The following is a 12,545-nucleotide window of genomic DNA, read 5'->3' as shown; positions in this document are numbered from 1 at the left end:
CCAAAAACAGATACAAGATTTTTTAAACTAAATAATAGATAGACAGTGACTTTTAAAACAATTTACAATTGGATTTATAGTGGTATGATTCAGATTGAATTATCGACATTAAGACAATAAGGGAAAAGCAGGCAAGTTCAAGAAGCTAGAATGCTATCAAACATTAATTGGAATATTATAATACTCCATCATGTTATCTTTTGTATATTAAAAATTGATCTTTATAAATTTTTGTTTCATCCATCTGTATAACCGATACTCTATCAAAACTTGATCTATCTAATGTTAAGAATGAAGTCCCTACTATTTTTTGTGTATTTAAAGGATTTGTTGTCATAAAAAGATTAACCTCTTTATAGGCGTTAATTACTTTCTGCGTTTCTTCTCGGACTGTACTAACTAATTGAGGATTGTTATATCTGTTACCACTATACTTTTGTTGCGATGAAATTTTTACTGTTGTATTTTCTAAATAGTCAGCTGCTAATTTTTCTAAAGGAATATCATATGTATCACATACTAATAAATTGACAACTTTATTCTTTTTGTTTTCAATTGGATACTCAACAATAATTTCTCCTTTAAATTCATCATATTGCATAACAGATGATTCCGATATAAATTCTGAGAAAACTCCATTAATAATAAGTTCAAACTGCATTGGTATTGATACACCTATAAGTTGTAACTTTCGATAGCCTAATATATTTGCAGCAACCCACAGTCTTTTATAACAGTTATGAAGATATACAGAATGACCATCATTAAATGTTCGCTCTGCATTGTTTTTTCTAAAAATCATTAATAATGAAGTAGATATTAATGAATAAAGAACTATATAAGTAGCGATAGAATTATCAGGAGTTATTTCAAAAATAGTTCTTGTAAAAAAATTGGTATTTGATATTTTTTCAACTTCAACTAGTGTCAAACTCTTCCCAATCAAATAGCAAATAAGAATTGGAAATAGAAAAATTAATACCAATGGTAAATAAAATTTTTGAGACCAAAAAAAGCATTTCTTAAATGATTTATTTTTTATATTCATACGTATTCAATACATCCTTAAAATAGATTAGAGTGGATTGCCACTCATTTGATTCCCTAAAGTAGAATCTCCCAGCCTGAAGCCCAATTATCAAGAAGAATAATTTATCATCATTATCTGAGATAATTTTTTCCCATGATTGAATGTCAACAATAGATGCAGTAGGTATATCTTCAGGATGGGTATGCCATTCTCCAATTAAACTTATGAAACCTGAACTTTTACCAAAATAATCATCTGCAAATTTCTGGTGGTTTGGAGAAGTCTTTGAGAATTTATATCTACTTCTTACATCATTATCCTGTGGTCTTGAAAAATTTATAATAATTATCGAATTATTTAAAAGTCTCTTACCAACAAAAATACCACCTGCTTCAGGTTCAAAACCCAGTTGCCTAAACTCTAGTAATGAATTTAAAATATCAGATGGTATTACAATTTGATATTTATTATTCAGATTTACATATATCAACTTTATACTCTCCGTTACATTCTGGACAAGATGTATTTGTTCTTAAAGCAACATTTAATAAATCACTATTTTTTAAACAATTGTAGTATCGAACACTATACGTAAACCCTTCTTTTCCAAACTGTTTATCTGAACCAATTTCTGATACTAATCTGTTTTCAGAAGAAAATTCCCCAGACAAGTACTGTAAATATACTTCTATAGCTTTATTTGCCAAAGAACTAGGCGCAATAACATTATAAGGAATAAATGAAGAATAACAGCTAGCTAGACGCTTTTCAAATATTTGATTTTTCTCTGCAAAAGAGGCTCTATTATTAACAAGATGCCCATCTTCATAATTCATACACATATAGCATCCGATATTTTGTGGAGAAACTAGTAGGTTATGATACCCAACTCCATATGGATCTAACCAGCAATACAATACCGTTTTTCCAATCTTTCTGAAAAAATGATTAATTTCAAAATTAGTTTTAGTATCTCCGACACAAGAAAAAACAAAATCATATTCACAAAATAAATTTGGATTCTTCCGAACTATTTCTTGAAATCGGATACCCTCACATTCAATTTCTAAATCAGGATTTTCTTTTTTCAATCTATCTTCTAAAGCGTCTACTTTTTGAATATTATCTATTATACTATCCATACCTAAGTAGTGTCTTGAAATGTTATCGACCGTTAAAAAATCAGGATCTATTAAAAGAAGTTTCTCTATACCCATTTTAGATAAATTGTTTGCAACAAATGATCCTACAGATCCAAGTCCAACAATTACAACTTTTTTATTCAGAAAATCATATTCTTGGGATGTCCTACTCACTCTATACTCCTTGTCGAATCTTGTAATATATACTGGAGTAATATTGAAACTCCCATTTTTTGATTTTTTAGCCTTAGAACCAATTTTTTTTCTATCTTTATTTTTTTGTGGTACCTTATTATCAATTTTAAATGGATATTTGGAAGTTCTAGACTCAAAAAGCGCACCAAACAAAACATAATCATTATCAGATATAGGAAGTGATAAAATTAATATGAATGACTTTCGTTTCTTTTTACACCACTTTTGGAAGCGGCGTCTAACGCCCGAAGATAGATTTCCTGTGATCATTTTCTTAAACGTTGCTTCTGATAGTTCATTCAGGGGATTAGGAGGAATCACAGAATTCGAATCTTTAAGTGGAAGTATGTAAACATCTCTACTTTTTTTAGAATGTGGCGCAACACTCCCTTTGAGTTGTGAACCATAATTAAAAAGATGGAATTTCTGATTCGACAAGACTAATTCATATTCCTCAAATGTACTGACCCTGGATAAGTAACTTCGAATCTCTATATATTTTGTTTTTGACTTCAAACAACTGATATACCAATATGACAGAAACTCTTTCCTGAGCTCTTCGGTCATTTTTGGTGTATCCCAACTATCCAGTAATTCCTTTACTTTTTCACAGCAATCTCTTAATAATCCACTTGGATTATTAAAGTCCCAAATTAAATTATCTTCTGAAATGTAACACAATTTCCCTTCGGAACCGACATGGCTGTACCATTTATTAAAATCCATATAATTTGAAAGATAGATTTCAGGAAGTGAATGGGGAAAATCATTAGAAATGATAATTTTTAAGGTAAATTTTTTATATTGATAAAAATAGCATTCCTTATCTTCTAATTCCAGGCACTCTAAAGGTAGTTCGTCAAAGTATATCTGGAATATTTCTTTTTTTTCTAACATACACGCCTCTAAGCACTTGGATAATCACTGATTATAGCCCGAGTTCCAAAGTTTTCTGCTGTCTCTTTTTGTTCAATAACAGGAAAATCATCACCAAACTGTTTACTCAATAATTTTGTAGACTCACTTAAATCAGTAGAATCTATTGCTTCGTCTAGTGAATCTCTTAATTTTTCTAATTTATTCTTAAAGGCTTCCATTTGTATATTTGATACCCTTTCATATACATCAGTATATGGCTTAACCGGTAAGAAAACCTCTAATCTCGGATAAAATAAGTTTCTATCAACATCATATGTATTCGAAAATGAATTAATCATAGTATTTACTAAATTTCTTAAAGCTGAAATATCATCATAGGTAGTATTCCCAGATAGATAGTCTTCATTTTTGCATACAGTAAAATTATTAACAGCAAATACTGAAATACCAATACCAGTTGGTTTGTTATCCTGGTTCTTAAATTTTATATCTTTCCATCTTTTTAAATAGCGAATTACTCTTCGAAATTGTTTTCGGTCTTCTGAGTTTTCCATAGCATTATTTATTTTTTCCGTTAATTCTACAGGGTCTGCTTCCTCCCACTTAATATTTTCTTCTTTACTATTAAGCTTACCTCTAGCCAAAAAATAATTATCATTTTCAACACAATACACCGCAATATCGATATGAACATTATCTTTAGGAAATGATACCGTGACACATGGATTTTTTACTTTAACATTATTTTCTCCAAATTTAGAAACTAATGTATTAAAAATAATTTTCTTTATCTCTTTTGGAGTATTTGAATTTCTATCAATTTCAAATCTCAAACCTCTATCTAAATCGTAATCCCCATCCTCTAATGGTAAAATCCCCGTGAAAGTTGAGTAACTCCCTTGATTAAAAAAACTCTTTTCAAATTCCGAAACGCCATTATTAATTATTTCTTCAACCTCTTCACGTTTTTCGATTAAAACCTGTTTATCTTTTGCGTCTAGCTTAATGGTATCGTGAAATTTAATAAACTGTGACTGCAAAGTATCCATAAACTCCTCCTTAAAGTATTTTATTAAATCTACTCTTAATTATATCATTCTATGTAGTAGTATTTGTTGAATATCCATTTATAAACTAATTAAGTATATAGTTGAGTATGATTTTAAATTAAACTATTATGACTATTCCTCACCCAACTCCTTCAATCGTTCCTGTCCCAACTTCAACATCTCTTCCTCCACCTTACTCCATTTTCCAAATAGGCATTCGTGTAGAACTTCTGCTGCTGAGATCTGATCTACTTCCGAATCATAAACACACGATTGATCTCTTTGATAAATTTGAATTTGATTAAAAATCTTATCATTTTCCAACTCTCGTAAGTTATCAACTAAATGTTCTACAATTCCATCATGGTGCTCTTTGGGAGTCGCTCTAGCTTGAATAGGGTCTATAGCATGGAGCTCTTCATAGCGTATCAAGGTACTGAGATAGGACAATTCTGGCTTAGTCCCAATCAGTGCAAGTGAGACTTGGTAACCTCTAATTGCCAATAATTGTGCCGTTTTTCTAGGAACTTCTGTTGTTCTCAAGGTGCCCTCGATTAACAAATGATAACCTTGTTTACTCAATTCATCTACGAGATATTCAACCATTTTTCCCGCAAACACTTTGGTATAATCCACACTATCTTTGCCATACTTTTCCTGTAGGCCAAGGTAGTTCGGATGAAAAGAGCGATAACTATCTCCATCAATGATAATGATATTACCTTGAAATTCCCTTTGTTTAATACGATGAATCGTTGTTTTCCCAGCACCACTCTGTCCACCTAGCAAGATAGCCTTGGGCTGAGACGAAGTTGTTTTACCACGAGTTAAAGAACGAACGAGTCGTCTGGATGCTCGTTCAAAATCATCTTGACTAAATTCTTCTAGTTTCATTAAGCCACCACCAGATGAGTTGCTTGTTCTAGCATCCGTTCAATGCCATCCAAATAGCCATTATATCGCTCTACTTCATCAAAAGTCCCCACAAGATAAATCTTCGTGTTCAGCAAATCAGATAAATCATCGCTCATTAGAACCCAAGGATTAGAAGTATCATCATATGAAATTCCTAGCTCATCTTGAAAACGATAAAGTTGCGCTAAGATATTCGCCCCTCGTTCTTTAATCACTTCAATTTTCAGGGTCAACTGGTAATCTTCTACTGGTGTGAGCATTTTTTCCTCCCCTACGATATCGATATAGGAAACATTAAATTTCTGGCAGATACGATCTATTAATTCTGTCGAAATTGAACTTGTTCCATTTTCATAACGACTTAGGCTATTTCGAGAGATGCCAACAATCTTTGCGAACTCAGGCTGGGTTAGGTCATGTGTTTTACGTAACGCTTTAATATTTTCTCCGATCATGAGAGCCCTCCTTTTATTTATTTCTATTATAGCACAAAAAAGATATACGCACCATTTTTGGTGCGTTGTTACTAATGGATAGAATACCACATATTTAGTCATTGAAGAAAAAGTACTATGAGGCTGTTCAAAAAGTCTTTAAGAATATAAAAAAGTAAGAAAACTACAATCGAAAACATATTGGAGATATGAATCTATGATATACTAGTGATAATAAATAGTTATCGGTAGGAGAATGTCATGAAGTTTATCAATCGTAAAGAAGAGCTCCGTAATTTACAAAAAGATTACACTAATAATTTGAATCGTGGATTGAATCAAGTTTATATCATTAAAGCTGATTCCGGCGTAGGGAAATCCGAATTTATTAAAGAAATATCTAAGAAACTAAACTTATCTTTTATAGAAGTTTTTCCATTAGATGATAGCAATGATTTTTCAACATTTAAAAGATTTGTTATAGAATTGGATAAAATCAGTAGCGAGTATGGTTATGATGATTTTAAAGAATTTTACACCAAAAAAATGACTAGTGATAAAGCTATTAAAATATTGCTGAAAATTTCAGCAATATTTGGTAAAGCATTTATTGGAACATTTTTTAAAGATAATAATATTGGACTAGAAGTGTCAGAGATTGACTTACCTTCATTGATAGAAGAACCTACTCAATATGAGACATTTGTGCTAAAAGCTCAAGTGGAAAATCTCTTTGAATATGCTAATTATGTTCTAAAACAGAGAAAATTATCTATTTTGTATTCACAAGCCTCTCAGATTGATCGTTCTTCTTTGGATTTATTTAATAAATTAATAGTTACTTCTCAACAATGCCTGTTTATTTTTGAATGTGACGATAACAGAGTGGAGCAGTATTTGAAAAATAGTAGTAAATTTTTTCTTAAAACATATCACTTAAATCGACTTTCTAATGAACATATTCTTCATTACATCCAACAATTAACTGAAGAGTTAGAATTGCATTATGAGCAAATTGATTTTACAATTTTACATGATAGTATTGAAAAAGGAGATTTAGCAGAAATCTCCACAATTTTAAAGGATTTTGATGATAGAGTACGGTTGGATCGGACAGTAAAATTACAGACGATTAAACAAATTGTTGAAGAATTATCAGACAAACAAACAGCCCTTTTAATCTTACTTTCCTTAACAAAGAATAGGTTAGCTCAAGTTGATTTGATGGAAATTTTATCCCAACTATACGGGGAGTTTGATTCGGAAAATATTGATTTTCTAGTAAATAAAGATTTACTAGAACGAAATCACTCTTCCTTATCAATCCCTAATTTTATAGATATGGTTGTTAGCCCTACAACATTTTCCCCTAAGTTAAGACTAGCTCTAAGCTCTCTTTTGGTTAAATATATTAACCAAAAGTTATATGAAACCAATAATGCTGAATATCTTGATATTTTAGTTGACCATTATTTACTTCACCGCCAATTTTTACAACTCAAATCTATTTTCCCTAAAATTCGAGAGAGATTGATAAGAATTGATTCACAAGAAGGGCGTGTAGCCTATTTTGAAAAATTCAATCTGATACAGCATGATGTAAAAACAATTGATGAAGATTTTATACTGACACTTGTAAAAATTGCCTATGATGCTAATTTGTATCAACAATCCCTATCTTTAATTAATTTTATCTCTCACAATATTGATAAGGTTGTTTTTGGCAAAGCATTATTACTAAATCGATGTGAAAAATTTGATGCTTCTATTAACTATATTGAAAAAAATATAGTTAAGCTAGATAAAAACTCATCACAATACTTCCAGCTTTCTTTAGTTTTAATAATGAACTTAGTACAACTTGAAAGACGAGAAGAAGCAAAACGTATTTTCGAGGAATTAAGTACGCAACACACTCATCCACTATATCCCTACTTAATCAGATTATCTAATGTTTTTTATAGCCAATTTTCTGACCGTATAAAAATTGTTCAGTCAATTACGGAGAGAATTTTTAAGGAACAAGATTCTGAATTTTCAGGACTTCATGCTATCTATCTAGCTTACTTATATGCTGTAGAAAGAGATGTTTCTCGTGCCGAACAATCTTTAATAACCGCTCGAGACTATTTCGGTGAATCACTTGTATATAATCATATGATTCTTCATAACGAGGCTACAATAAAATTTTATAGTGGAGATATTGATGAAGCAATACCGGAGTTACTTAATAGCGCAAAAATCACCGCATATGATGAATATGACCGATTTGCCATTTACAATAATTTAGTTGTTTATTATTTCTTAAAGGATAGAGTAGGTAGTCTTGAATGTCAGTCAATTGTTGTTGAATTGGAGGAACTCATCTCAAAGACATCTTTTAAGCGTTTTTTGGATAAGATTTACTACAATCTCTATCATTATTATCAAAAAATGTATAACCTCGAAAAAATGGAAGAATACAAAAATAAAATAGAGGAAGATAATATTAAGAATGATTACGAAATGAAGTTAATGTATGAAACTTCGTGGAAACTACCCCTTAATTTAAATGATGAGTAAAGAGTGTTTGTATCATTTCATCGTAGGTATAGCCATTTATGTTGAATGTTTTAGGTACAACAGATTTTGGATACAACCCAGGATTAGCATTGATCTCTATTAGATAAAATTCTGCATTTTTTATTCGGCCATCCACTCGTATCAATTTATTTGGAGACAAGTTCTTATAAAGTTGCTTTAAGTTGATAATATCTTTATCGCTTAAATAGCAACTTTTTTCGATTTCTATACCGATTTTTTGTTTAATCTCTGAAGTATAAGCCTGATACTTGAATTCATTAGATTCTGGAAAAATAAGTTCAACTTCTTCAAAGAATAACTCTCCTTCATTTTCTAAAATAGTAACAGCTACTTCTCTCCCTTCAATGTATTCCTCTACTAGAATACCATCAAAGTCCTTCATTAATTGCTTGAGTCCCATATCTGCCTGTTCCATATTTTCAACAATAGAGTTTTGTGTAATTCCTATTGATTCTGATTCATAGTTCGGTTTAATAATAATTGGATATTCAAAGTTCGATAGAATTTCTTTAGTGTATGAATGATCAAATACTAACAAGCTTTTTGGGACTTTTATACCAAAATTCTCTGCAAATTTCTCTGTCATAAATTTATCTTGACATAAAACTTGTACATATGGGTCTGGGTTGAAATATTTAATTTTATAATTTTCACAAAATGCTGGGACACTCATGTTTCTAATTCGACTGTTATATCCAAAATCAAAATTTAACACAAAGTCGTCTAGGTGATTAAAAACACTTTTTTTGAATCTCTCAAAATTATCGTAAAATATGATTTCATCGATAAATTTAGAAAAACTTTTATGGAGAATATCTCTCAATTCATTGCGAGTGTATTCTCTATTTTCGATAATTTTTGTTTGAATGGATGAATCTGGGTTGACATTTAAAATTACTATTAATCTCATAGTTTCTCCTACCGATAACTATTTATTATCACTATACAAAATGCCCAAATAAGTTTAAAATAACATGATTATTATTAAAGGAGATATTCATGGATTCTAAACTTATTTCTAATTACTTAAGTTACTGCAAAACGCATAAACGTTTAAGCACACATACAATTCGAGCTTACAAAAACGATCTTTTACAATTTTACAATTCAAACTACGATAATGTTGAATCATATATTGAATTTTTAACAAAATCAAATATAAAATCAAACACTCTACGACGAAAAATCGCAAGTTTGAAGGTTTTTTACAGCTATTTAAAATTTCAAGGTATAATTGATGAAAATCCTTTTAATCAACTACGATTTCAATTTCGGAAGGAAAAAATATTACCTAAAACCATTCCTTATGATATTTTAAAAAGTGTCTACTCAGATTCAGAACAAAAAGTTATCTATTCAAAATCTAAATATCAAAAACAAAAAGCTGAAAGAAATTTACTAATCATTTCCTTATTACTTTCAACTGGCATTCGGATTTCTGAACTTTGTCATATTCATCTTAAAGATATTAATTTTTCAAATAGAACACTTCATATTATCGGAAAAGGAAAAAAAGAACGTATCCTCTTTTTAGGAGACCAAACAACCTTTAGTTTATTGAAAAAATATATAAATAAATACTGCGTCCGACCTAATGACTATTTATTTACTGGTCAAAATCCTCTTAAAGCACTTTCAGAACAAAGTGTCCGTCTAATTTTAAAGAAGCTGGTTAAGAAAAACAACTTATCTATAACTATCACGCCACATATGTTTAGACACAGCTTTGCTACAATGCTACTGGATAAAGATGTAGATATTCGTTATATACAGCAAATACTTGGACATAGCTCTATTTCTGTAACTCAGATCTATACTCATGTATCTCAATCAAAACAAAAAGAAATACTCACTCTGTGTAATCCCATATCTTCCATTCGTTCTCGACCACAAAAGTAAAATAACCATAGCTAAATCAAAGCATTTTGATGATTTCCCTCTAGAAATTTTTACTCTATTTATTTTAAAAGAACAAGTATCTAATTTCATTATTATCAACAAAAGGTAGTTCTATATTTTTGAACTACCTTTTACATATTATAAATATTTTGTGTCTTCTGTTTTATTTAGATTTTGTGATTTTCTCTAGCCAAAGATACACTTTTTTATGAACAATCTTCCAGGAGAACTTTATAAATAATTTCTTATTTTAATTTAGGAAAATAAGAACGATTCTTTACTTTTTTGCGATTTCTATTCCATAACGATCAATCATTTTAATCATGTACTGAAGATTAGAAATGTTTATCCCAAATTGATAAGAAAGACGTCTAAAGCTCTCTCCTTGCTTTCTCAATTCATATATTTGAACTTTATCTTCATAAGTTAATTTTATAATAAAATCACCCAAAAAGTTAGATTTTTTCTGTCTAACTTTTAGGGCGCAGTTCAGTTAGTTTATTTATCAAATTTTTTAAAAAAATAAAATTTTTTATAATATCTATTTTTATTAAGTGTCAAATCAATATCTTCTTCAACCTCTTTTACGGTTATATTAATATAACGAGGCAATGATAGAAGTTGTAAATTATAAAATTTTATTCCCCTGCTGTTTAGAACAAGCAAATCTAGTAAATTGCCTTCTATCCTAATTTCAACTTGAACTTCTCTTGACATTAAATTCTTAATAATCAGAAAATCTTTTTGTTGACTTCTTTTAGAATTTACGTAGACATATTTTTTTCGTTCAAAAATAATTTTTTTCAAATCTTATACCATTTCAATAATATAATCTTTTTTATTAATATAATTTTTTGTGTGGCTAACAATAATCAAAATAGAATTTTTGAATCTATCTCTAAACATTTTATCAATTTTTCTAGAATTCACCTCATCTATATGAGCATACGGTTCATCTAATATTACAATTTCGGAATCCTCTTTTAGGTATTCTCTAGCTAATGCTAATCTAGCAATTTGGCCTTTTGAAAGTGTTTTTTCAGTAACTATTAGATTTAATAGATCCTTATTATGAAACTCATCAAACAATCCGAATTGTTGAAGCGTATCTACCAGCTCTTCATCTGGTATCTGATGCGAATATGATAGATTATCTCTTATTGTTTTATTTACTAGTATTTGCTGTTGACTTTGATAATAGGCCAGTTTACTATATAGGTTTTTCCCATTCTTAAAAGTTAAATGAATTTGCCCAGTGTTAAATTTAACTAAACCTAAAATAGAATTTAATAACGTTGTTTTACCAATACCAGAACTACCTGTTAATTGGTATACTTCACCTTCATAAAAATTTAGATTACTTATTATTTTTTTATTAAACGGATTTAAATAATTAATTATTTCAATTTGAGTATTTTTCCCAAATTTTACAAATACACAATTATTCGAATTCGATTCTAAATCAGAGAATGTATTAAGATATTCTACCATAACCTCTTTGCTTCGCTTTATACTAGTTAGGTCATCTGATATTGCTAATAAAGGAGCTAGTAATTGAGCACAGTACATGATATATAGAGTAACCGAAGATATCTGTGTCACACCTCTTTTTATATCATTCATAATAATAAATAACAATGATATAGAAATTAAAATAAATAATAATTGGTTACCAATCTGGCTAAATATACTTATCTTTAAAGTATTTACTGATATTTTAAAAATTTCTTGAATTGATATTTTTAAATCTTTAAATTCTTTATCAATGGTATTGTTAATTTTTATTAATCCTAACCTTCCAAGGACATCAGAAAGTTGCTGATTTGTTGTTGACAAAAAATTTTGAAATCTGATTTGAATTTTAGATAAGATTTTTCCGGATAAAATTGAATAAGTAACTACTACCAATATACCTATGATTATAAATAACGTAATTTTTAAATTTAGATAAAACAATATGATTATACTTAAACTTAATTGAAGGGTATTTATTATTAAAGTTGGAATCTGTCTCGAAATTAACTCAGAAAAAAAACCGGGATTATATATCACTCTACTTGCCCAAGTAGTAGTTTCAAGATTAAATATTTCCGAATTTAAAAGAGATAATACACTTTCTTTTCGTAGAGATAAGATCGTATATTCTCCTATTTTTCCGAGTATATATAAAGAAAAATACATAATTGCATTTTGTATTAAAAAAAGTAGTGCAAGAGGAACAATTCTATTATAGTTAAATTCTTTAAAGTTTTGGAATAATAGATTAATCTGAGCTGGCAATAATAGTCCTACAATAGCTGAGACTGAAGCTAGTACTACACCTATTCCCCATAGTACTCTTTCTTTAAAACTTATATAAAAATGTATTTTTTTTAATAAATCTACGATAGTCATAGTGTACCTCTAATATATTATGTTA

The 12,545-nt window shown here is 29.4% G+C and carries 11 protein-coding genes and 1 pseudogene; 2 read left to right on the top strand and 10 right to left on the bottom strand.

The window, feature by feature from the left end; genetic code table 11:
- Nucleotides 1–193: 193 nt before the first annotated feature.
- The 6 genes from P5Y91_RS05070 to pezA form a co-directional block, all read right to left on the bottom strand.
- Complete coding sequence (locus P5Y91_RS05070; RefSeq protein WP_277839107.1) at nucleotides 194–1,048, bottom strand: acyltransferase; 855 nt, start codon at nucleotides 1,046–1,048, stop codon at nucleotides 194–196.
- The gene (locus P5Y91_RS05065; protein WP_277839106.1) at nucleotides 1,032–1,520 is read right to left on the bottom strand and encodes a Mov34/MPN/PAD-1 family protein; all 489 of its coding nucleotides are present in this window, start codon (nucleotides 1,518–1,520) and stop codon (nucleotides 1,032–1,034) included. Before P5Y91_RS05065 ends, P5Y91_RS05070 begins: the two co-directional genes overlap by 17 nt.
- Nucleotides 1,498–3,264, bottom strand: a complete 1,767-nt coding sequence (locus P5Y91_RS05060; RefSeq protein ID WP_277839105.1) for a ThiF family adenylyltransferase — start codon at nucleotides 3,262–3,264, stop codon at nucleotides 1,498–1,500. The genes P5Y91_RS05065 and P5Y91_RS05060 overlap by 23 nt, the downstream gene beginning before the upstream one ends.
- Before the next feature lie 8 nt (nucleotides 3,265–3,272).
- Nucleotides 3,273–4,295: a nucleotidyltransferase domain-containing protein gene (locus P5Y91_RS05055; RefSeq protein WP_277839104.1), complete on the bottom strand. Its 1,023-nt coding sequence runs from the start codon at nucleotides 4,293–4,295 to the stop codon at nucleotides 3,273–3,275.
- 132 nt (nucleotides 4,296–4,427) lie between these two features.
- On the bottom strand, nucleotides 4,428–5,189 hold the full coding sequence (gene pezT, locus P5Y91_RS05050; protein ID WP_277839103.1) for a type II toxin-antitoxin system toxin PezT: 762 nt from the start codon (nucleotides 5,187–5,189) through the stop codon (nucleotides 4,428–4,430).
- Nucleotides 5,189–5,665: a type II toxin-antitoxin system antitoxin PezA gene (pezA, locus tag P5Y91_RS05045; RefSeq protein WP_277839101.1), complete on the bottom strand. Its 477-nt coding sequence runs from the start codon at nucleotides 5,663–5,665 to the stop codon at nucleotides 5,189–5,191. The genes pezT and pezA overlap by 1 nt, the downstream gene beginning before the upstream one ends.
- Nucleotides 5,666–5,905: 240 nt before the next feature.
- Between pezA and P5Y91_RS05040 the strand changes: the two genes are divergently transcribed.
- Nucleotides 5,906–8,206 (top strand): hypothetical protein, encoded by a 2,301-nt coding sequence (locus P5Y91_RS05040; RefSeq protein WP_277839100.1) that lies wholly within the window; start codon nucleotides 5,906–5,908, stop codon nucleotides 8,204–8,206.
- On the opposite strand, the gene P5Y91_RS05035 is transcribed toward P5Y91_RS05040, so the two are convergent.
- A complete protein-coding gene (locus P5Y91_RS05035; protein ID WP_277839099.1) occupies nucleotides 8,187–9,137 on the bottom strand; it encodes an ATP-grasp domain-containing protein in 951 nt (316 codons plus the stop codon). The genes P5Y91_RS05040 and P5Y91_RS05035 overlap by 20 nt on opposite strands.
- Before the next feature lie 89 nt (nucleotides 9,138–9,226).
- Between P5Y91_RS05035 and P5Y91_RS05030 the strand changes: the two genes are divergently transcribed.
- The gene (locus tag P5Y91_RS05030) at nucleotides 9,227–10,126 is read left to right on the top strand and encodes a tyrosine-type recombinase/integrase (RefSeq protein WP_070659336.1); all 900 of its coding nucleotides are present in this window, start codon (nucleotides 9,227–9,229) and stop codon (nucleotides 10,124–10,126) included.
- Between the two features lie 248 nt (nucleotides 10,127–10,374).
- Here the strand turns inward: P5Y91_RS05030 and P5Y91_RS05025 are convergent.
- The 3 genes and pseudogenes from P5Y91_RS05025 to P5Y91_RS05015 form a co-directional block, all read right to left on the bottom strand.
- Nucleotides 10,375–10,562 (bottom strand): annotated as a pseudogene (locus tag P5Y91_RS05025) (IS3 family transposase); the annotation flags it as partial.
- A 62-nt stretch (nucleotides 10,563–10,624) separates the two neighbouring features.
- The gene (locus tag P5Y91_RS05020) at nucleotides 10,625–10,933 is read right to left on the bottom strand and encodes a hypothetical protein (protein ID WP_070659338.1); all 309 of its coding nucleotides are present in this window, start codon (nucleotides 10,931–10,933) and stop codon (nucleotides 10,625–10,627) included.
- A 3-nt stretch (nucleotides 10,934–10,936) separates the two neighbouring features.
- The gene (locus tag P5Y91_RS05015) at nucleotides 10,937–12,520 is read right to left on the bottom strand and encodes an ATP-binding cassette domain-containing protein (protein WP_277839098.1); all 1,584 of its coding nucleotides are present in this window, start codon (nucleotides 12,518–12,520) and stop codon (nucleotides 10,937–10,939) included.
- Between the last annotated feature and the right edge of the window lie 25 nt (nucleotides 12,521–12,545).

This window comes from Streptococcus taoyuanensis (genome assembly GCF_029589235.1).
GTDB classification, from domain to species: Bacteria; Bacillota; Bacilli; order Lactobacillales; family Streptococcaceae; genus Streptococcus; species Streptococcus taoyuanensis.
Note: the sequence above shows the minus strand (reverse complement) of the source record. Positions and strands in the feature narration are given on the sequence as shown.

What these genes read in the sequence shown, in the direction of transcription:
- P5Y91_RS05070 (WP_277839107.1), bottom strand. Translation starts at nt 1,048, where the DNA reads ATGAATATAAAAAATAAATCATTTAAGAAATGCTTTTTTTGGTCTCAA.
- P5Y91_RS05035 (WP_277839099.1), bottom strand. Translation starts at nt 9,137, where the DNA reads ATGAGATTAATAGTAATTTTAAATGTCAACCCAGATTCATCCATTCAA.
- P5Y91_RS05040 (WP_277839100.1), top strand. Translation starts at nt 5,906, where the DNA reads ATGAAGTTTATCAATCGTAAAGAAGAGCTCCGTAATTTACAAAAAGAT.
- P5Y91_RS05060 (WP_277839105.1), bottom strand. Translation starts at nt 3,264, where the DNA reads ATGTTAGAAAAAAAAGAAATATTCCAGATATACTTTGACGAACTACCT.
- P5Y91_RS05055 (WP_277839104.1), bottom strand. Translation starts at nt 4,295, where the DNA reads ATGGATACTTTGCAGTCACAGTTTATTAAATTTCACGATACCATTAAG.
- pezA (WP_277839101.1), bottom strand. Translation starts at nt 5,665, where the DNA reads ATGATCGGAGAAAATATTAAAGCGTTACGTAAAACACATGACCTAACC.
- P5Y91_RS05015 (WP_277839098.1), bottom strand. Translation starts at nt 12,520, where the DNA reads ATGACTATCGTAGATTTATTAAAAAAAATACATTTTTATATAAGTTTT.
- pezT (WP_277839103.1), bottom strand. Translation starts at nt 5,189, where the DNA reads ATGAAACTAGAAGAATTTAGTCAAGATGATTTTGAACGAGCATCCAGA.
- P5Y91_RS05030 (WP_070659336.1), top strand. Translation starts at nt 9,227, where the DNA reads ATGGATTCTAAACTTATTTCTAATTACTTAAGTTACTGCAAAACGCAT.